Raw genomic sequence first — 16,850 nt, forward strand, 5'->3', positions numbered from 1 at the left:
TGGGCCGGCGGGTGACCGCCGCAGCTCTGTAGCTTTCCTCGCTGACCGGTGCGTGCAGCCACGGCAGTGCTTCCCAAGGCCGACGGCCCGCGAGTGAGGCGGCATCGGCGCTCTTGCATCGCCAAATGGCTCGGGGCATCACCTTCCAACCCGTCCCCATGGGTGGGACCCAGCTTGCGCTGATCTTCACCCAGCTCGTCGTGGCCGGCCCGGTCTTCTCCGGCTGGTTCGGGCTGGTCCGGATGCGTAGGTCCCGCCCTGCGGTGGATGTGGTGCGTGGCAGGTGTGACGAGAAGGGTTCGACAGTCGCTCACTTCTGGGCGCTGATCGCTGCCGTCTCCGGAACGGTGGGCCTCGCCAACATCGCTGGTGTCGCCGTCGCCGTGTCCATCGGGGGTTCCGGCGCGACGCTCCGGATGATCCTCCGTGGCCTCCTTGGCCGCCCGTGAAGTTCAGGCCAGGGACGCGGCGGCCCGGCGGGCGGGCGCTCTGCACGCCCGATTGGGTTCTTCTGGAGCGCCAAGTCGAGCACCCGGAAGAAGAAATATCCTCCCGTCACCGGCTCCTGGCCCTCGTCCCTCGACGAGATTCATCGCAGGCAGTGCACCCGCAGCGGGTAGCGGATCGCAGGATCTGTAAATTGCAGAAATCTGCAATTTAATAGATGCTGTGATTGCTGTGTCAGTAGGTAGCCGCGGGCACGGCGCCAGGCGTATGCCCCGTTCGGGGTGGTGAGAAGGGTGCGAGACCGTGCCGGTTCCGCTGTATCAGGCGAAGGCCGAGTTCTTCCGGATGCTCGGGCACCCGGTGCGGATAAGGGTTTTGGAGCTCCTGCAGGACGGGCCGATGCCGGTGCGGGACCTGCTGGCCGCGATCGAGGTCGAGCCCTGCGCCTTGTCCCAGCAGCTCGCGGTCCTACGCCGCTCGGGGATCGTTGCCTCGACCCGTAACGGCGCTACCGTCGTCTACGCACTGGCCGGCGGGGACGTCGCTCAGTTGATGCTGGCGGCGCGGCGGATCCTGACCGAGGTCCTGACGGGGCAGAGCGAGCTGCTGGAGGAACTGCGCGAGTCCGAGGTCCCGGCCTCGTGAGCGTGAATACCGCCCTGACCGCCGTGCTCGGCCGGGTCCGCTGCGTTCTGCCCGCCCGGGCCGACTGGGCCGTCATGGCCCGCAGCCCCCGCCGGGACCTGCTGGCCGGGCTCACGGTGGCGATCGTCGCCCTTCCCCTCGCGCTAGGGTTCGGGGTCTCCTCCGGTCTGGGCGCGGAGGCGGGACTGGCCACCGCTGTGGTCGCGGGCGCGCTCGCAGCCTTGTTCGGCGGGTCGAACATCCAGGTGTCCGGACCGACCGGTGCGATGACCGTGGTCCTGGTGCCGATCGTTGCCCAGTACGGGCCCGGCGGTGTCCTGACCGTTGGCGTGATGGCCGGCGTGCTCCTGATCGGTCTCGCCTTGCTGCGGGCCGGACAGTACATGCGGTACGTGCCGGCGCCGGTGGTGGAGGGCTTCACCCTGGGGATCGCGTGCGTGATCGGCCTCCAGCAGATACCCAACGCGCTCGGCGTCGAGAAGCCGGAGGGCGAGAAGGTCCTGCTCGTGGCGTGGCGGGCGCTCGTGGAGTTCGTGGCCTTCCCGAACTGGACGGCGATCGGCCTCTCGGTGGGTGTCGCGGCAGTGATGCTGGCCGGGGCGAGGTGGAAGCCGACGGTCCCCTTCTCGATCGTCGCGGTCATCGCCGCGACCGTGATCGCGCAGGTCTTCCGTCTTGACGAGGCGGCCCCGATCGGTGACCTTCCCTCCGGGCTCCCCGCTCCGTCCCTGGCCTTCCTCAAGGCTTCCGAGTTCGGCTCGCTGCTGGCCCCGGCGGTCGCGGTCGCGGCGCTCGCCGCGCTGGAGTCCCTGCTGTCGGCGACCGTGGCGGACGGGATGACGGTGGGGCAGAAGCACGATCCGGACAAGGAACTGTTCGGGCAGGGCATCGCCAACCTCGCGGCCCCGCTGTTCGGCGGTGTGCCGGCCACCGCCGCGATCGCCCGCACGGCGGTCAACGTCCGCACCGGCGCCTCCTCCCGGCTGGCCGCGCTCACCCACGCCGCGGTGCTCGCGGTGATCGTGTTCGCCGCCGCCCCCTTGGTGTCGAAGATCCCTCTCGCCGCGCTGGCCGGCGTGCTTCTGGCGACGGCGATCCGCATGGTCGAGGTCGGATCGCTGCGCGCGATGGCGAAGGCGACCCGCTCGGATGCCGTCGTGCTCGTCCTGACCGCCGCGGCCACCCTGGTTCTCGACCTCGTGTACGCGGTGATCATCGGCCTCGTCGTCGCGGGAGCCCTCGCCTTGAAGGCGGTGGCGAACCAGGCCCGGATGGAGCAGGTCGACTTCCGCCCGGACCTGCCTGGCGAGCACAGCGACGAGGAACACGCCCTGCTCGCCGAGTACATCGTGGCCTACCGCATCGACGGACCGCTCTTCTTCGCCGGCGCCCACCGCTTCCTCCTCGAACTCTCCGAGGTCTCCGACGTGAAGGTGGTGATCCTGCGCATGGCGAGGGTGACCACCCTGGACGCCACCGGCGCCCTCGTCCTGAAAGACGCGGTCGAGAAGCTGAACCGGCGCGGCATCGCCGTCATGACCTCCGGTATCCGGCCCGGCCAGCGCCAGGCCCTGGACGCCGTCGGCGCCCTGGACCTGCTGCGCCTGGAGGGCCGTGAGTACGCCACCACCCCCGAGGCGATCGCCGGCGCCCGCAAGCACTTGGAGCGGGCAGGACTGCTGCCCCGTACGCACCACCGACCGCACCGCATCCGGAAGGCCGCACGATGACCGTCCCCGCCGACCTCCGCATGATCGAGGTCTCCGGCACCGAGGCTCTCTGGCTCCTCGAGGGCTCCGCCCAAGGCCGACTCGTCTACATCCAGCGGGAGGTGGCCGTCGTCCGCCCCGCCACACACGTGATGGAGTACGGACGCCTCGTCGTCCGGGCCCCCGTACAAGCCGCCACCATCCCCGGCCGGGCGCTGCTGACCTACCAGGTCGACGAGATCCGCAGCCCAGCCGGCACCGGCTGGACGGTCAGCGCCCACGGCCCGGCCGATGTCATCGCCGACCCAGACGAGGCCGCCCACTACCGGCGCACCCTGCCCGGCTGGGCCCACGGCCCCCATGACACCCTGCTGCGCCTGCACCCGCAGTCCGTGTCCGGGTTCCGCCTGGCCCGCACCGTGAACGGGGTGGGCCGGTGACCGTCCAGGTCGAGGCGATGCCCTACCGGCACGTGCTGGACGTGCCGGCCATGGGGGCCGCCGTCCGCATCGCCCGCGAGACCACGGAGCTCGTCCTGGTGGAGTGCGGGGTGGGCCTTCGCCATCCGAGCGTCGGGCCGGCGCTGCTGATCGTGGCCGAGCTGGTGACCAACGCGGTCCGTCATGCCGCCGTGACGTCCCCGATGATCACGGTCACCTACGCGCACGGGCCGGGAGGATTCGCGTTCGCCGTCCACGACCGCCACCCCTACCACCCCGCCCTGTTCGGGGCGCTCGCCACCGCCCCGGGCAGCGGCCTGGCGATGGTGGTGGAGATGACGATGGAGCTCGGCGGCACCGCCGTCGTACGGGCGGATACGGACGGGCGTGGCAAGGCCATCTGGATCACCCTTCCCCTGTAAAGCCGAGGAGCTGACGATGACGATCGAATGGCGCTACACCACTCGCCAGGACCTGGGCGTGCTGTCCCTGGCCGGGTATCTCGGCGCGGACGCCACCGACCGGTTCACCGGAGCGATCGGCTGGGCGCTCGCCCGGGGCACCGGACCGGTCATCCTGGACCTGACTGGTCTGCTGGGTTGGTCGGCCGGCGGACAGATCGCCGTCGCCCAGGCCGCCCGCCGCCTCGCCGAGAGTGGACGCCGGCTCGAGCTCGCCGCGATCCCCGCGGACGGCTCGCTCGTCCCCGACGCGACCTGCCCGCCCATGCCCGTCCACTGCGACCTCGCCGGCGCCCTGGCCGCCCACGGTGCCCCGGGCACGGTCAAGCAGTGGACCACCGACGACTGGCCCACCTCGCACTCTCCCGAGTCACCCGCCCTCGCCTGAGACAGCACCACCATCCACACGAACAGCGACGAAGGACACCACCGCCATGAGCGACATCATCTTCAAGGACTCCAACGGCACCGTCCTGGAGGACGGGGACTCGGTCACTCTGACCAAGGACCTGAAGGTCAAGGGCACCTCCGAGACCCTCAAGCGCGGCACCCTGGTCAAGAACATCCGCCTCACCTCTCGCCCCGGCGAGGTCGAGTGCAACACCAAGAAGGTCAAGGGCCTGGTCCTGAAGACCGAGTTCCTCAAGAAGGCCTGACCGACGAAGGCCCCGCCCCGGCGTGCCGAACGTCACGACGGTGCCCCGCCGGGTCCACGAGTTGCAAGGATCTGCAATTGTGGAGGTCGCAAGGTGTGAAGAGGGGCGAACGGATGCCTCTACGAAGGAACGGTTCCGGGTGGATGAGATGGGCAGTCACGACAGGGGTACCCAGGTGAGTACACCGCTGTACCAGCTGAAGGCGGAGTTCTTCAAAACGCTGGGGCACCCGGTCCGCATCCGCGTCCTGGAACTCCTGGCCGAGCGCGAGCACGCGGTCGCCGAGATGCTGCCCGAGGTCGGGGTGGAGGCCGCGAGCCTCTCCCAGCAGCTGGCCGTGCTGCGCAAGTCCAACCTGGTGGTGACCCGCCGGGAGGGCTCGAGCGTGTACTACGCGCTCACCGACCCCGAGATCGTCGATCTCCTGCGGGTCGCCCGAAGCATCCTCTCCGGCGTTCTGGAGGGCCAGGCCGAACTACTGGCCGACCTCAAGGCCAGCCGCCACGCCTGAAAGGTGCCGGCCCTGCGGGGACCGCGCCCCACGTACGCGGCCGTCTTCCGTCAGTGCGGGTTCAACGTGCTTCTGACACCGGAAGACGGCCGCTCCCTCATATGCCGAACCGCGCCGCAGGCGTTCGGGCCCACTTCGGTCCCCCTCACTTCTGGGCGTGCTGCCCCAAGTAGAACAGCAACCAGATGAACCCGGCGAACACGTGCGTGCCGAAGATGTAGAAGAAGGCCCGCATCGCAACGCCCTTCTCCTTCCACTTCTCGTGCTCCGTCGCCGTGTCCTTCTCGGGCAGGTTGTCCGTCATGACGCACCTTCCTCCTTCGTGCTCGGCTTCTCGACCGGGTGGCGGCACGGGCGGATGCGGACCTGCATGCCGTGTTCGCCGGCGTACTCGATGGCGGCCGCGACTTCGCCGGCCTCGACCGTGCGAACCTCCGACTCAGGGCCGGTTCCGAGGTAGGTGATCTTGTACAGCTGTACGGCCCTTTGGTTCCTGCTGGTCATGGTGTGCCTTCCGGCAGGATGAAGCGGACGACCACCGTTTTGCCGTGCCCGCCGGAGGAAGGCTGGATACGGATGTCGCCGCCGAACGCGCGCGCCAGGTCAGCCACCGTGCGCAGCCCCTGCCCGGAGGTCTGGCCGGCGTCGGCCAGCGTTATCGGGCGCGGGTCCAGGTCCTCGACCGAGACCACGAGCAGGTGCTCGGCCATGTGGAGAGTCACCTCCGCATCCGTGGAGTCCTGAGCGTGCCGGACGGCGTTGGTCACCAGTTCGCTGACCACCAGGAGCACGGCGCCGAAGAGGGCGCTGGAGCTCTCAAGCCCGAAGGAGACGAGGGACCGTTCGCTGCGCTCGCGCGCGGCCCGCACGGAACCCGGCACCAGCGGCACCGTCCACACGTGCTTGAGCACCTCGACGGCAGGCCGGCCGCTGGGGTGCCGGGCCATCACCGACGCCTCGGATGCGCCGGTGCTGCTGTCCGGTTCACCGGCCGTCTCCTGCGTCGGTGGCCACGCCGTGATCGTGGGCCACGCGCAAGGCGTCCTCCAACTCCTCCGCGGCCTGCGCCTCCTCGAAGGCATCGTCAGCTTCCTGTGCAGCCTGGAGACGAGCCCGCGCCACGCGGACCCGTTCCAGCGCCGCTTCCTCGAACCCGGCCACACCGCGACCCCCGTCCACCATATCCAGAACTAGTAAATTGCATAACTCTGCAAGTCTAGCTGGTGCGGGTCCGTTGGGAAGTTCACCGGCCCAGGCTGATCAGGGCACCTTGCGCACCAACTGGCTGGTCAGCTCGTAGCGGGCACCGACTACGGCCAGGCAACCGTCGGCGACCCGGGTGGCGAGATCCGGCTCGGCGGCAAGGCGCGCCCGGACCCGGCGGACGTTCTCGGCGACCGCCGCGTCGATCCGGGCGTCGCCCCGAAGCCGGTGGTCGATCGCCGGCCGGATCCGGTGCGCCAGGTAGCGGATGTGCGCCGGGAGCTCACCGCCGGCCTCGGCGTGCACGGCCGCAGCGACCGCCCCGCACCCTTGATGCCCCAGGACGACGATCAGCGGGACACCCAGTTCCAGCACGCCGTAGGCGATGCTGCCCAGGACTGCCTCGTCCAGGACTTCGCCCGCCGACCGCACGGTCGGCAGATCGCCCAGCCCCTGGTCGAAGACCAACTCCGGCGGCACCCGAGAGTCCACCCACCCGAGCACCACGGCGAACGGATGCTGCCCGCCCACCAGCGCCCGGCGCACATGCCCGGCGCGGTCCGGATGGCTCTCGTGGAACGTCCGCCAGCGCCGGTTTCCCGCCTCCAGCTCGCCCCACGCCTGCCGGGGCCCGGCAGGCCGCGGCCTGCGGACAGCTGCCTCCCCGGCCCGTGCGCCTGAGGCTGCTGACGGCCCGAACGCCGGCCCGACCCCTAACGCCAGGGCCCCGCTCAACCCCGCACGCACCATTCGGCGCCGCGCGAGGACCACCTCGGATTCGCAGTCACGATCGACACTCATGTCTGGACAAAGTAGGTGCCGGCCCTTGTCGGACATCGGGCAGAGGCCGGCCTTGAGCAAGATTTGGCCCGCGCTGGAGGTGCGCGTTTCCGGGGCAGGGCCGAGTTCTGTCGGGGCGGCCGGGCGAGGGCGCCGCCCTGCCGATGTCAGCCGGTCTTGAGCATGCCGCGCATCAGGGTGATCTCGGCTGTCTGGGAGGCGATGATGTCGTCGGCCAAGGCCTTGGCGGGGCCGTAGACGCCCTGCTGCTTCTCCGTGTTGGCCATGGCAATGGCGCCTTCGTGGTGGTCGATCATCATGGTCAGGAACATGGTGTCGAAGGCGTTGCCCCTGGCCTTGCCCAGCCGATCCATGTCCTGGTCGTCCATCATCCCGGGCATGCCGGAGTCGTCGCCGTGGCCCATGCCGTCCATGCTGACGCCGGTGGGGACCTTCTCGCCCCATGTCTTGAGCCAGCCGGTCATGGTCTCGATCTCCGGGGCCTGCGCCTTCTTGATCTTTTCTGCGAGTGCCCTGACATCGGGGGATGCGCCGTGGGCGGCGACCATGTCGGACATCAGGATGGCTTGGCGGTGGTGAGGGATCATCCCCTGCGCGAAGGCGACGTCCGCCTCGTTGTGCCGGTCGGCCTCCGACGGCGCCGGGGCGGTCGCGGTGACCGGAGCGGTGCCGGCCGTGTTCGTGGTGTTGTCGCCGCCGCACGCGGCAAGGACCAGTCCGGCGGCGACCGCGGTGGCCGCCAGGGCAACCCGGCGCGGCAGGGATCGGTTCGTGTTCATGTCGCTGAGCTCCAGTGATTCGGATGCGGGAGGGGCTGGCTCTCCGTGGCCGACGTGCTCGGGCGCGTGCCACGGGAGGAGTTCCTACGTCCGCAGGACCTGGAGACCGGCGAGCGAGGGAGGTGCCCGCCCTCCGGCGCGCTGATGGACCAGTGCGAGCGACGGTGCAGGCTGGGCAAACACGAGGCTGCCGGGCATGCTGCTGAGAGGCGTGATATCCGGCGCGGCGACGCCGGGGACACCGGGCAGGGCCGGGGAAGCACACATCTGGTCCGCATGACCTGCGTCTCGGACCGGGCCGCGCTGCTCGTGGTCGCACGGATACAGCGGGCCGGTGGCTGCCGCGTGGTGGGACACGTGCACCGTCACGCCCGTCGCCGGCAGCGCAGCGGAGGTGTCGAGGCCGTGCATCCCGAGCAACCCGATCAGGAGAGCAAGGACGAGCAGCGATCCGAGCCGCGGGACCGGCCGGGACTGCGGCTGCGTGCGGGGCTCGTGGCGGGTCACATTTCCCACCGTAGGGCGCCCCCGCGCCGGGCGCAGCACGTCATGGGCTCGGCTAACCGACCTGGCGATCGTCTGCGTCGGCTGCGGCCGGAGGGGTCGAACGGGGCAGGTGGAGGCGCTTGAGGGCGAGGGCGTTGACGGCGACGATGACGCTGGATCCGGACATGGACAGGGCGGCGATCTCGGGGCGGAGGATGAGGCCCGTGGCGGGCTCGAAGACGCCGGCGGCGATGGGCAGGGCGATGGCGTTGTAGCCGATGGCCCAGCCGAGGTTCTGGCGCATCTTGCGCACGGTGCCCCGGCCGATACGCAGGGCGGTGGGGACGTCGAGAGGGTCGGAGCGCATCAGGACGAGGTCGGCGGTCTCGATGGCGACGTCGGTGCCTGCGCCGATGGCGATGCCGAGGTCGGCCTGGGCGAGGGCGGGGGCGTCGTTGACTCCGTCGCCGACCATGGCGACCTTGCGGCCGCCGCGCTGGAGCTCTGCGATCGTGGCTGCCTTGTCGCCGGGCAGGACCTCGGCGATGACGGTGTCGATGCCCAACTGCTGCGCGATCCGCTCGGCGGTGGCCCGGTTGTCGCCGGTGAGCATGACGACCTCGACGCCGAGCGCGTGGAGTTCGCGTACGGCGGACGCGGAGGTCTCCCGCGGCGCGTCGGCGATGGCGATCAGGGCGGCGGCCAGGCCGTCGACGGCGGCGATGACGACGGTACGGCCGGTGGCTGCCAGCTCGTCCCGCCGGGCGGCGAGCGGACCGAGGAACACGCCCTCGCGTTCGGCCAGCCGGAGGTTGCCCACGGCGACCCGGTGGCCGTCCACCACGGCGGTCGCCCCGTGACCGGGCACGTTCTCGAACCGCCGGGCCCGCACCTGCTCCACGCCCCGCGATTCTGCGTGGCGCACGACCGCCTCGGCCAGCGGGTGCTCGGATTCCCGCTCGACCGCCGCGACCAGGCGCAGGACCTCGTATCCGTCACTGCCGGGTGCGGTGATCACCTCGGTGACCTCCGGTTCGCCCTTGGTGAGGGTGCCGGTCTTGTCCATGACCACGGTCTGGATGCCGGCGGACGCCTCCAGGGCCATCGCGTTCTTGAACAGGACCCCTCGCTTGGCTCCCAGCCCGGTGCCGACCATGATCGCGGTGGGAGTGGCCAGGCCGAGAGCGTCCGGGCAGGTGATGACGACCACGGTGATCGCGAACAGCATCGCGCTGCTGAAGGGCCGGTCGGTGGCCAGGAGCCAGACGGCGAGGGTGAGTCCTCCGCCGACGAGGGCGACGAAGACCAGCCAGAACGCGGCCCGGTCGGCGAGCCGCTGGCCGGGGGCCTTGGAGTTCTGGGCCTCCTGGACCAGCTTGACGATCTGGGCCAGTGCCGTGTCGGCGCCCACTTTGGTCGCCCGTATTCGGAGGGTTCCGTTGGTGTTCAGGGTGGCGCCGACTACGGCGGAGCCCGGTGCTTTGTGCACCGGCAGGCTCTCCCCGGTCACCGTCGACTCGTCGACCTCGCTCTCGCCGTCCTCCACGACCCCGTCCGTGGCGATCTTCGTCCCTGGGCGGACGAGCAGCAGGTCCCCGACGACCACCTCGGAGGTGGCGACTTCGACCGTTTCCCCGTCCCGCAGGACGAGCGCCTTGGGCGGGGCGAGGTCCAGCAGCGCACGGACGGCGTCGTTGGCGCCGCCGCGGGCGCGCATCTCGAACCAGTGGCCGAGCAGCACGAAGGACGCCAGTACGGTGGCGGCCTCGTAGAAGACCTCTCCGCCGCCCGTGAGCGTGATGACCAGGGAGTACAGCCAGCCCGCGCCGATGGCGACCGCGACCAGCACCATCATGTCCAGGGTCCGGGCGCGCAGGGCCCGGACGGCGCCGACGAAGAAGATCGAGCACGAGTAGAAGACCACCGGCAGGCTCAGCAGGAGCGCCCACACGTCCTGACGGAGCCCGAACGGCACGGGCACGTGCCAGCCGAAGACCTCCTCGCCGATCGGGGACCAGACCACGATCGGAATGGAGAAGACCAGCGCGACGAGGAAGCGGTTGCGCATGTCGGCCACCATGGCCGCCATCGACATCCCCGCACCGCCGCGATGGGCTCCGTGGCCCGTCTCCTCGTCAGGCGACGGTCCGCCCTCCGGCCCGTGCCCCGCGTGCGCGGACGGTACGGCTTCGGCCGCTTCCACCACTTCCACCACTCCGGGCGGATCCGGCTCCTCCATCGGGTCGCAGATGTGGGACGGCACCGACTGGCCCGCGCAGTGGTAGCCGCACTCGGTGACCCAGCCGCGCAGCTCGGCCAAGGAGGTCCGGCGGGGGTCGAAGACGACCGTGGCCGACTGCGCGACCGCGTTCACCTCGACGTCCAGCACACCCGGCCGGCGGCCCAGCACGGCAGCGACGGTGTTCTGCTGAGTGGCCCGGACCATGCCCCGCACGTCCAGGACCACCGTGCTGCGCTCCTTGCCCCCGTCGCGCGGCTCGTGCTTCCGCGGGTGCCGCATGCCCGTTCACCTCCCCGATCCGACAGCGGGTCCACTTGGCCAGGGCGCCTACCAGCAGCCTGTGGCCGTCGCGACCGCCGCGCAAGGGCAGGGCAGGCGGTCGGAGAGCGGGCGGTGACCGGTTCGGGCCGGGGCCGCGCCGTATCGATTGCGGATCACGTGCTGCGCTGGTCGCGGGTGTCCCGGCGGAGCTGGTCGGTGTGGCGGGTGAGGGTGTCGATGCGTTCGGCGAGTGCGGCGTCCTCGGGCCGCAGGTGGGGCCGGGTGTCGGCCAGGGGGCGGACGAGGCGGGCGGTGTCGTTGTGGGCGAGGGCCTGGTTCAGGTCGTCGATGGCGCCTTCGGCGCCGGCGGGCAGGCCGGCCAGGGCGGTGATCTGGCCGGCGAGGCGGCGCAGGTCGGCGGCGTTGTCGCGGGCCCAGGTGTCCACGCTGCGGTCGGCGGCCCGGGTGTCGCGGGTGGCCTGGACGCGTTCCTCGCCGGTGCTTCCGGCTTTGCCGGGGCGCATCCGGAGGTAGCGGCGTTCTGCGGCCTGGCGGCTGGCGACTCCGAGGGGGCCGGCGAGGTCGGCCCAGCTGGCGCCCTCGCTGCGGGCGTTCTCGATCAGGCCGGTTTCCCAGCCGGCGAGCTGCTCGCGGATCTCGCGGAGCATCAGCAGCGCGGCCAGGGCCGGGTGCGGGCCCGCGGCCGGTGCCGCTGCCGACGTGCTGGTGGAAGCTTGCTGCGCGTCCTTGACGGCCTGGTTGATGGTCTCCAGTGCCGCGGCGGCGGCCAGGAAGGTGACGGGTGCGGTCGGCTCTGCGGCCTCGGTCATGGCGGTCTCCGTGGTCTGTCATCCTCCAGATGACTGCTTGCTTGTCATCGTTTCGATGACATGTTACAACGGAAGCACGTTGAAGCGCATTGGCAGTTCCTGCCTGAACCAACTGGAGGTGTTTCGCGATGTTGATGCGCACCGACCCGTTCCGCGAGATGGACCGGATCGTCCAGCAGCTTTCGGGTACGTCGGGCACGTGGTCGAAGCCGTCCGTCATGCCCATGGACGCCTACCGCGACGGCGACGCGTACGTGATCGCCTTCGACCTGCCCGGTGTGAGCACCGAGGCGATCGACATCGACGTCGAGCGGAACATGCTGACCGTGAAGGCCGAGCGCCGGCCCGTGGAGAAGTCCGACGGCGTGCAGATGGAGCTCTCCGAGCGCCCTCTCGGTGTCTTCTCCCGTCAGATCATGCTGGCCGACACGCTCGACACCGAGCGCATCGAGGCCGACTACGACGCGGGTGTCCTGACCCTGCGGATTCCGATCGCCGAGCGCGCCAAGCCGCGGAAGATCGTCATCGGCGGCGAGGCGGGCCGCAAGCAGATCTCCGGCTGATCCGGCCGGTACCAGCGGCGGAGGACGGGGAACCCGATCCCCCTCCGGCACCCCGTCCTCCGCACCCCTTGCCCTTTCACCCCTCCTCCGGAGGTGACGTGAGATGTCGATGCGCCGGGAAGCCTTCCTGGACCACGTCCAGGAACGCGGCGAGTACCGGACCCGGGAAGAAGCCGAACGCGCAGCCCGCGTCGTCCTCGCCCTGCTGGGCGCCCACCTGGTCGGCACCGTGCGGGCCGAGCTCGCCGCCCGGCTCCCCGAGACCTACGCCCTGATCCTCCTCAACCCCCTGCAGGCCGCGGAGCCGCTCTCCCCCGAACGCTTCGTCCGGGCCACCGCAGCCTGGATCGAAGGCGCCACCGAGACGACGGCCCTGTGGGACATCGGCGCGGTCCTCTCCACCGTGGCCGCCGCAGCCGGAGACACCCTCATGCGGGACGTCCTGCTCCAGCTCCCGCCCGGCTACGACCTCCTCTTCGGCCACCCCCAGCCCACCTGACCGGCCGACACCACCGTCCGGACACCGAACCTTCGAAGAGAAGGGCAACCGCAGCACCATGTACGACCAGCCTCGACCGCACCAGGCCCACCCCGCCATGACGTTCGAGCAGATGCTGGAACGCGTGCGCTACGAAGGCGCCTACCCCACCCGCGAACGCGCCGAGGAAGCCGTCCGCACCGTCCTGGCCGCCCTGGGCCGGCAGCTCGTCGGAGACGAACGCGTCGACCTCGCCCAGGCCCTGCCCGTCGAAGCCGCCCTGGCCCTGACCGCCCAGATCCCCGCCACCGAACGGCTCACCGGCTGGAGCTTCATCAAGGACATGGCCGCCCGCGCCGGCACCAGCCCGGCGGTCGCCCGCTGGGACACCGGCGCCGTACTCGCCGTCGTCACCCGCCTCACCGGGCCCGACCTCCTCACCCGCATCCTCCACCAACTCCCCACCGGCTACGCACTCCTCTTCGGCCAGACGGAACTGCGCCAGCCGCAGCCCGCAGCGTGATGCGGTAGTTGCGGGAAGGCTCGGGACTGCACCCCGGGCCGGCTCTCAAGGCCGCAGGTGCCGCCAGGTGAACTCCGGCGTTGCGTAGGGGCCGTCCTGCGGAGTCCCGTGCGGTGCGGTGGTGTCGGCGCCCGGGATGTGTCCGGCGTGGGTTCCGGCGTCGTCGACGGGGTTGTGGTCCAACTCCGCTTCCGTCGGCAGCTGCCAGAAGTGGCGAGCATCGGCAGAGACGGCGTACACCGCGGCGAACCGCGTGGAAGCCGGCGCCGTGAGCGCGGCTTTGACGTAGCCGAAGGTGTCGCGTGGACTCAGCCGCCTCGCCAGGTGGCGGGGCTCGGTGGGTGCCTGCTCGCAACTGCCGATGCGCAGGCAGGTGACGGACAGCCCGAACTGGCCCGGTGAGGCGCTGCGTCGGGTGTAAGCCGGTCACGCGGTTGCTGCTGGCCAGGACCACTCGCCCGATTCCCGTTCGGCGCCTCCAGGTGCAGCGGCACGCGGTCGAGAAGGCGCACCCTGGCCGCCTCGCGCCGCAGGGCTTGCCGCACCACTGAGCCGATGTTCCCTGCCGCACCGGTGACGGCCACCGCTCCCAGAACCGTCGCGACTTCCCCCTCAACAACTCGAAACCCTGTGCCCCCCAAGCCGTGATCCTCCCACCGGAGGGTCCTGCGCGGCAGCGATACTCCGGCGGCTCACCGACCTCGTGTGGGTCAGCCGACGGATTCGACGGCGTTCAAGGCGGCGTCGAGGCGGTGGGTGGCCTCGTCGGCGATGTCCTGGAGGGCGGGCAGGCCCGTCAGGGTGACCATGACGCCGGGGTCCAGTGCCTGGACGGCGGTGCGGTCGCCGTCGGCACGGACGACGACGTTGCAGGGCAGGAGCAGGCCGACGGCGCGGTCGGCGTCCAGAGCCTGACGGGCGAGGGGCGGGTTGCAGGCTCCGAGGAGCAGGTAGTCCTCCATGTCGTGGCCGAGCTTGGCCTTCAGGGTGGCGGTGACGTCGATCTCGGTGAGGATGCCGAAACCCTGCGCGGCCAGGGCGTCGCGGACGGCGGCGACGGTGGTGGCGAAGTCGGTGCTGCAGTGGACGGTCCGGTCGTAGCGCATGGCGTCATCCCTTTCGCTGGGTGCGTGGACTGGAGGGGGCCGGGCAGGCGCCCCGTGCGGACGGGTTCTCCCTGGCGTAAAAATACCCCCGGGGGTACCCGTGCTAGGCTCGAAATATACCCCCGGGGGTAATTGCCCAGCCGAACGGAGCAACCACGTGTTCTTCATCGACACCGTCGAGACCGAGAGCCTCGGAAACCGCAGCTACCTGGCGGGAGGCGCGCGCACCGCAGTGGCCGTCGACCCGCCCCGCGACATCGACCGGGTCCTGGCAGCGGCCGCCGCGCGGGGAGTGCGGATCTCCCACGTGGTGGAGACCCACGTCCACAACGACTACGTCACCGGGGGCCTGGACCTGGCTCGCCTGACCGGCGCCGTCTACCTGGTGCCCGTCGCCGCCCGTGTCTCCTTCGCCCGCACGCCCGTCGCCGACGGCGACACGGTGAGCGTGGACGAGGACATCACACTGCGGGCGCTGGCCACCCCCGGCCACACTCCACACCACACCTCCTACGTCCTGGAAGACCGAGGGGCGGTGGCGGCGGTCTTCACCGGCGGTTCGCTGCTGATCGGCTCGGTGGGCCGCCCGGACCTGGTGGAACCCCGGCTGACCGAAGAGCTGGCCCGGGACCAGCACGCCTCCGCCCACCGCCTGGCCGCCGAGCTCCCCGACGAGACGCCCGTACTGCCCACCCACGGCTTCGGCAGCTTCTGCTCCTCCTCCCAGTCCGAGGGCGACGCCACCACCATCGGCAAGGAGAAGTCCGCCAACGACGCCCTCGTCAAGGACGTCGACTCGTTCGTCGCCGCCCTGCTGGCCGGCCTGGACGACGTACCCGCCTACTACGCCCACATGGGTCCGGCCAACGCCGCCGGCCCCCGGCCGGTGGACCTGAGCGCACCGCCCCTGACCGACGCGGCGGGCATCGCGGAGCGTCTGGCCGCCGGGGAGTGGGTGGTGGACCTGCGTAACCGGGTCGCCTTCGCCGAAGGGCACGTCGCGGGATCGTTCAACTTCGAGGCGGAGGGGAAGATCGCCACCTACCTCGCGTGGATGATCCCCTGGGGCAAGCCCGTCACCCTCCTCGCCGAATCACCCGCCCAGCTCGCCGCCGCCCAGCGCGAACTGGTCCGCGTCGGCATCGACCGCCCGGCCGCGGCCGCCACCGGCACCCCCGGCGACTGGATACCCGCCGGCCACACCCCGCGTTCCTTCCCCCGTGCCACCTTCGCCGACCTCGCCGCCCAGGAGTCCGGCCCGGACGTGGTCCTGGACGTACGCCGCGACTCCGAACGCGCCCAGGGCTGGATCGAAGGCTCCGTTCACATTCCCGTCCACCACCTGCACCAGCGCCTGGCCGACGTCCCCGCCGGGACGGTGTGGGTGCACTGCGCGGGCGGAATGCGCGCGGCCATCGCGGCCTCCCTGCTGGATGCCGCAGGCCGCGACGTCGTCGCCGTCGACGACTCCTTCGACGCCGCCCTGGAGGCAGGCCTCCCGCTGACGGCCGGCAGCTGAACCACCACCTCTCCCCGACCCCGAGAACCGGAAGGAAGCCGGATGTCCCTCTTTCGACGCGGCACCGCCCGCCTCACCCCGATCCAGGCCCACCAGCGCACCACCGGCGGCGCCGTCGTACTCCTCGACGTGCGCGAGCAGGCCGAGTGGAACACCGGACACGCCCCCGACGCCGTGCACGCCCCGCTCTCCCGCCTCGCGGCCGGCACCGCCCTGCCCGCTGCCGCCGAAGGGCGGCCCCTGGTGGTGGTCTGCCGCTCCGGGCACCGTTCGCAACAGGCCGCCAAGCTGCTGACCGGACGCGGCATCGAGGCCGTCGACGTCAAGGGCGGCATGAACGCCTGGGCAGCGGCCGGACTACCGGTCGTCGACGCGCGCGGAAGCAGCGGCCGGATAACGTGAGCACGCTCGTACTCGCCCTCGCCGCCGGAGCCGTCATCGGACTGGCCCTCGGGGCGCTTGGGGGAGGCGGCAGCGTCCTGGCCGTGCCCGCCCTGATCTACCTCCTCGACTTCACTCCGGCCGCCGCCACCACCGCGTCCCTCATCATCGTCACAGCCACCTCCGCCACCGCCCTCTACGCCCACGCGACCTCCGGCAACGTCCGGTGGAAGACCGGCGCCTTCTTCGCGGCGGCAGGTATCCTGCCCGCCGTCGCCGCTGCCACCCTCGCCGCCCGCCTGCCCGAGGCGGTGCTGACCGCGGCGTTCGCCGCCGTAGCGGCCCTCGCCGCACTCGCCATGTTCAGAACCCCTCCCACCGACCGGCAGCCCCAGCCCGTCCGGCCCGCGCGGGCCGCCGGAGCGGGCGCCGGACTCGGCACGATCACCGGCTTCCTGGGCGTCGGCGGGGGCTTCCTCGCCGTCCCCGCCCTCGTGGGCGCCCTTGGCCTGCGCATGCGCGCGGCGGTCGGCACCAGTCTCCTGGTCATCACCGTCAACTCACTCGCCGCACTCGCAGCCCGCGCCGGCACCCACACCCCCCTGCACTGGGCGGTCATCGCCCCCTTCACCGGCGCAGCGATCCTCGGAGCCTGGGACGGCAAACGACTCGCCGCCAAGATCTCCGGAACCACACTCCAGCGGACCTTCGCGGGCGTACTCCTGGCTGTCGCCGCCTTCATGCTCGCCGACGTCATCCGCTGACCCGGCAACACGCCCCCTCCCCGGCCGCCATCACCGACACCCTCA

General features: G+C 71.2%; 24 protein-coding genes and 1 pseudogene. 15 read left to right on the forward strand and 10 right to left on the reverse strand.

Features of this window, described 5'->3' with window-relative positions:
- Positions 1–66: 66 nt before the first annotated feature.
- The 8 genes and pseudogenes from ACWG52_RS35775 to ACWG52_RS35810 form a co-directional block, all read left to right on the forward strand.
- Positions 67–440: pseudogene (locus ACWG52_RS35775) on the forward strand (alanine:cation symporter family protein); the annotation flags it as partial.
- Positions 441–750: 310 nt separating this feature from the next.
- A complete protein-coding gene (locus ACWG52_RS35780; RefSeq protein WP_030648705.1) occupies positions 751–1,092 on the forward strand; it encodes an ArsR/SmtB family transcription factor in 342 nt (113 codons plus the stop codon).
- Between the two features lie 74 nt (positions 1,093–1,166).
- Positions 1,167–2,822 carry a SulP family inorganic anion transporter gene (locus ACWG52_RS35785; protein ID WP_328793567.1) on the forward strand — a complete coding sequence of 552 codons (1,656 nt, stop codon included), beginning with the start codon at positions 1,167–1,169 and terminating at the stop codon, positions 2,820–2,822.
- The gene (locus ACWG52_RS35790; RefSeq protein ID WP_030648700.1) at positions 2,819–3,241 is read left to right on the forward strand and encodes a pyridoxamine 5'-phosphate oxidase family protein; all 423 of its coding nucleotides are present in this window, start codon (positions 2,819–2,821) and stop codon (positions 3,239–3,241) included. The genes ACWG52_RS35785 and ACWG52_RS35790 overlap by 4 nt, the downstream gene beginning before the upstream one ends.
- A gap of 17 nt (positions 3,242–3,258) precedes the next feature.
- Complete coding sequence (locus ACWG52_RS35795) at positions 3,259–3,663, forward strand: ATP-binding protein (RefSeq protein WP_053613091.1); 405 nt, start codon at positions 3,259–3,261, stop codon at positions 3,661–3,663.
- 16 nt (positions 3,664–3,679) lie between these two features.
- Entirely contained in the window at positions 3,680–4,090 is a 411-nt protein-coding gene (locus ACWG52_RS35800; RefSeq protein WP_390137335.1) for an STAS domain-containing protein, read from the forward strand.
- Positions 4,091–4,136: 46 nt separating this feature from the next.
- A complete protein-coding gene (locus ACWG52_RS35805; RefSeq protein ID WP_030648694.1) occupies positions 4,137–4,358 on the forward strand; it encodes an alkylphosphonate utilization protein in 222 nt (73 codons plus the stop codon).
- Positions 4,359–4,533: 175 nt separating this feature from the next.
- Positions 4,534–4,869: an ArsR/SmtB family transcription factor gene (locus ACWG52_RS35810; protein ID WP_030648691.1), complete on the forward strand. Its 336-nt coding sequence runs from the start codon at positions 4,534–4,536 to the stop codon at positions 4,867–4,869.
- A 145-nt stretch (positions 4,870–5,014) separates the two neighbouring features.
- Here the strand turns inward: ACWG52_RS35810 and ACWG52_RS35815 are convergent, their stop codons facing one another.
- Genes ACWG52_RS35815 through ACWG52_RS35825 form a run of 3 tightly spaced genes read right to left on the reverse strand, consistent with a single transcriptional unit; the run spans position 5,015 to position 5,816 of the window.
- On the reverse strand, positions 5,015–5,173 hold the full coding sequence (locus ACWG52_RS35815; RefSeq protein ID WP_158718350.1) for a DUF6126 family protein: 159 nt from the start codon (positions 5,171–5,173) through the stop codon (positions 5,015–5,017).
- Complete coding sequence (locus ACWG52_RS35820; RefSeq protein WP_389806762.1) at positions 5,170–5,373, reverse strand: hypothetical protein; 204 nt, start codon at positions 5,371–5,373, stop codon at positions 5,170–5,172. Before ACWG52_RS35820 ends, ACWG52_RS35815 begins: the two co-directional genes overlap by 4 nt.
- Positions 5,370–5,816, reverse strand: a complete 447-nt coding sequence (locus tag ACWG52_RS35825) for an ATP-binding protein (protein WP_390168155.1) — start codon at positions 5,814–5,816, stop codon at positions 5,370–5,372. Before ACWG52_RS35825 ends, ACWG52_RS35820 begins: the two co-directional genes overlap by 4 nt.
- A gap of 22 nt (positions 5,817–5,838) precedes the next feature.
- Here ACWG52_RS35825 and ACWG52_RS35830 point away from each other — a divergent pair, with 22 nt between their 5' ends.
- Positions 5,839–6,063 carry a hypothetical protein gene (locus tag ACWG52_RS35830; protein WP_328792963.1) on the forward strand — a complete coding sequence of 75 codons (225 nt, stop codon included), beginning with the start codon at positions 5,839–5,841 and terminating at the stop codon, positions 6,061–6,063.
- 66 nt (positions 6,064–6,129) lie between these two features.
- Here ACWG52_RS35830 and ACWG52_RS35835 read toward each other — a convergent pair whose 3' ends face one another.
- The 5 genes from ACWG52_RS35835 to ACWG52_RS35855 form a co-directional block, all read right to left on the reverse strand.
- Positions 6,130–6,873: a carbonic anhydrase gene (locus tag ACWG52_RS35835; protein WP_453127053.1), complete on the reverse strand. Its 744-nt coding sequence runs from the start codon at positions 6,871–6,873 to the stop codon at positions 6,130–6,132.
- A gap of 146 nt (positions 6,874–7,019) precedes the next feature.
- Positions 7,020–7,652, reverse strand: a complete 633-nt coding sequence (locus tag ACWG52_RS35840; RefSeq protein WP_326747047.1) for a DUF305 domain-containing protein — start codon at positions 7,650–7,652, stop codon at positions 7,020–7,022.
- Positions 7,653–7,736: 84 nt separating this feature from the next.
- A complete protein-coding gene (locus tag ACWG52_RS35845) occupies positions 7,737–8,159 on the reverse strand; it encodes a DUF6153 family protein (RefSeq protein WP_326747046.1) in 423 nt (140 codons plus the stop codon).
- A gap of 52 nt (positions 8,160–8,211) precedes the next feature.
- Positions 8,212–10,659, reverse strand: coding sequence for a heavy metal translocating P-type ATPase (locus tag ACWG52_RS35850; RefSeq protein ID WP_389806758.1), 2,448 nt, complete (start codon positions 10,657–10,659; stop codon positions 8,212–8,214).
- 155 nt (positions 10,660–10,814) lie between these two features.
- Positions 10,815–11,471 carry an HSP18 transcriptional regulator gene (locus ACWG52_RS35855; protein ID WP_453127055.1) on the reverse strand — a complete coding sequence of 219 codons (657 nt, stop codon included), beginning with the start codon at positions 11,469–11,471 and terminating at the stop codon, positions 10,815–10,817.
- Positions 11,472–11,599: 128 nt separating this feature from the next.
- Between ACWG52_RS35855 and ACWG52_RS35860 the strand changes: the two genes are divergently transcribed.
- The 3 genes from ACWG52_RS35860 to ACWG52_RS35870 all read left to right on the forward strand — a co-directional run bounded on the left by ACWG52_RS35860 (position 11,600) and on the right by ACWG52_RS35870 (position 13,035).
- Complete coding sequence (locus tag ACWG52_RS35860) at positions 11,600–12,034, forward strand: Hsp20/alpha crystallin family protein (protein WP_453127056.1); 435 nt, start codon at positions 11,600–11,602, stop codon at positions 12,032–12,034.
- Between the two features lie 103 nt (positions 12,035–12,137).
- Positions 12,138–12,533: a DUF2267 domain-containing protein gene (locus ACWG52_RS35865; RefSeq protein ID WP_389806756.1), complete on the forward strand. Its 396-nt coding sequence runs from the start codon at positions 12,138–12,140 to the stop codon at positions 12,531–12,533.
- Positions 12,534–12,591: 58 nt separating this feature from the next.
- On the forward strand, positions 12,592–13,035 hold the full coding sequence (locus tag ACWG52_RS35870) for a DUF2267 domain-containing protein (RefSeq protein ID WP_328792968.1): 444 nt from the start codon (positions 12,592–12,594) through the stop codon (positions 13,033–13,035).
- A gap of 45 nt (positions 13,036–13,080) precedes the next feature.
- Here ACWG52_RS35870 and ACWG52_RS35875 read toward each other — a convergent pair whose 3' ends face one another.
- Together ACWG52_RS35875 and ACWG52_RS35880 are read right to left on the reverse strand one after the other, a co-directional pair.
- Positions 13,081–13,275: a hypothetical protein gene (locus tag ACWG52_RS35875; protein WP_453127057.1), complete on the reverse strand. Its 195-nt coding sequence runs from the start codon at positions 13,273–13,275 to the stop codon at positions 13,081–13,083.
- Positions 13,276–13,745: 470 nt separating this feature from the next.
- Positions 13,746–14,141, reverse strand: a complete 396-nt coding sequence (locus ACWG52_RS35880; protein ID WP_453127059.1) for a DUF302 domain-containing protein — start codon at positions 14,139–14,141, stop codon at positions 13,746–13,748.
- Between the two features lie 157 nt (positions 14,142–14,298).
- Between ACWG52_RS35880 and ACWG52_RS35885 the strand changes: the two genes are divergently transcribed.
- Genes ACWG52_RS35885 through ACWG52_RS35895 form a run of 3 tightly spaced genes read left to right on the forward strand, consistent with a single transcriptional unit; the run spans position 14,299 to position 16,805 of the window.
- On the forward strand, positions 14,299–15,660 hold the full coding sequence (locus ACWG52_RS35885) for an MBL fold metallo-hydrolase (protein WP_326747042.1): 1,362 nt from the start codon (positions 14,299–14,301) through the stop codon (positions 15,658–15,660).
- Positions 15,661–15,702: 42 nt separating this feature from the next.
- Complete coding sequence (locus tag ACWG52_RS35890; protein WP_328792971.1) at positions 15,703–16,062, forward strand: rhodanese-like domain-containing protein; 360 nt, start codon at positions 15,703–15,705, stop codon at positions 16,060–16,062.
- Positions 16,059–16,805 (forward strand): sulfite exporter TauE/SafE family protein, encoded by a 747-nt coding sequence (locus tag ACWG52_RS35895; RefSeq protein ID WP_328792972.1) that lies wholly within the window; start codon positions 16,059–16,061, stop codon positions 16,803–16,805. The genes ACWG52_RS35890 and ACWG52_RS35895 overlap by 4 nt, the downstream gene beginning before the upstream one ends.
- The last annotated feature ends 45 nt before the right edge of the window (positions 16,806–16,850 follow it).

This window comes from Streptomyces sp. CLCI03, from assembly GCF_053615355.1.

What these genes read in the sequence shown, in the direction of transcription:
- ACWG52_RS35785 (WP_328793567.1), top strand. Translation starts at nt 1,167, where the DNA reads ATGGCCCGCAGCCCCCGCCGGGACCTGCTGGCCGGGCTCACGGTGGCG.
- ACWG52_RS35790 (WP_030648700.1), top strand. Translation starts at nt 2,819, where the DNA reads ATGACCGTCCCCGCCGACCTCCGCATGATCGAGGTCTCCGGCACCGAG.
- ACWG52_RS35795 (WP_053613091.1), top strand. Translation starts at nt 3,259, where the DNA reads ATGCCCTACCGGCACGTGCTGGACGTGCCGGCCATGGGGGCCGCCGTC.
- ACWG52_RS35800 (WP_390137335.1), top strand. Translation starts at nt 3,680, where the DNA reads ATGACGATCGAATGGCGCTACACCACTCGCCAGGACCTGGGCGTGCTG.
- ACWG52_RS35805 (WP_030648694.1), top strand. Translation starts at nt 4,137, where the DNA reads ATGAGCGACATCATCTTCAAGGACTCCAACGGCACCGTCCTGGAGGAC.
- ACWG52_RS35815 (WP_158718350.1), bottom strand. Translation starts at nt 5,173, where the DNA reads ATGACGGACAACCTGCCCGAGAAGGACACGGCGACGGAGCACGAGAAG.
- ACWG52_RS35820 (WP_389806762.1), bottom strand. Translation starts at nt 5,373, where the DNA reads ATGACCAGCAGGAACCAAAGGGCCGTACAGCTGTACAAGATCACCTAC.
- ACWG52_RS35825 (WP_390168155.1), bottom strand. Translation starts at nt 5,816, where the DNA reads ATGGCCCGGCACCCCAGCGGCCGGCCTGCCGTCGAGGTGCTCAAGCAC.
- ACWG52_RS35835 (WP_453127053.1), bottom strand. Translation starts at nt 6,873, where the DNA reads ATGAGTGTCGATCGTGACTGCGAATCCGAGGTGGTCCTCGCGCGGCGC.
- ACWG52_RS35840 (WP_326747047.1), bottom strand. Translation starts at nt 7,652, where the DNA reads ATGAACACGAACCGATCCCTGCCGCGCCGGGTTGCCCTGGCGGCCACC.
- ACWG52_RS35850 (WP_389806758.1), bottom strand. Translation starts at nt 10,659, where the DNA reads ATGCGGCACCCGCGGAAGCACGAGCCGCGCGACGGGGGCAAGGAGCGC.
- ACWG52_RS35855 (WP_453127055.1), bottom strand. Translation starts at nt 11,471, where the DNA reads ATGACCGAGGCCGCAGAGCCGACCGCACCCGTCACCTTCCTGGCCGCC.
- ACWG52_RS35860 (WP_453127056.1), top strand. Translation starts at nt 11,600, where the DNA reads ATGTTGATGCGCACCGACCCGTTCCGCGAGATGGACCGGATCGTCCAG.
- ACWG52_RS35865 (WP_389806756.1), top strand. Translation starts at nt 12,138, where the DNA reads ATGTCGATGCGCCGGGAAGCCTTCCTGGACCACGTCCAGGAACGCGGC.
- ACWG52_RS35870 (WP_328792968.1), top strand. Translation starts at nt 12,592, where the DNA reads ATGTACGACCAGCCTCGACCGCACCAGGCCCACCCCGCCATGACGTTC.
- ACWG52_RS35880 (WP_453127059.1), bottom strand. Translation starts at nt 14,141, where the DNA reads ATGCGCTACGACCGGACCGTCCACTGCAGCACCGACTTCGCCACCACC.
- ACWG52_RS35890 (WP_328792971.1), top strand. Translation starts at nt 15,703, where the DNA reads ATGTCCCTCTTTCGACGCGGCACCGCCCGCCTCACCCCGATCCAGGCC.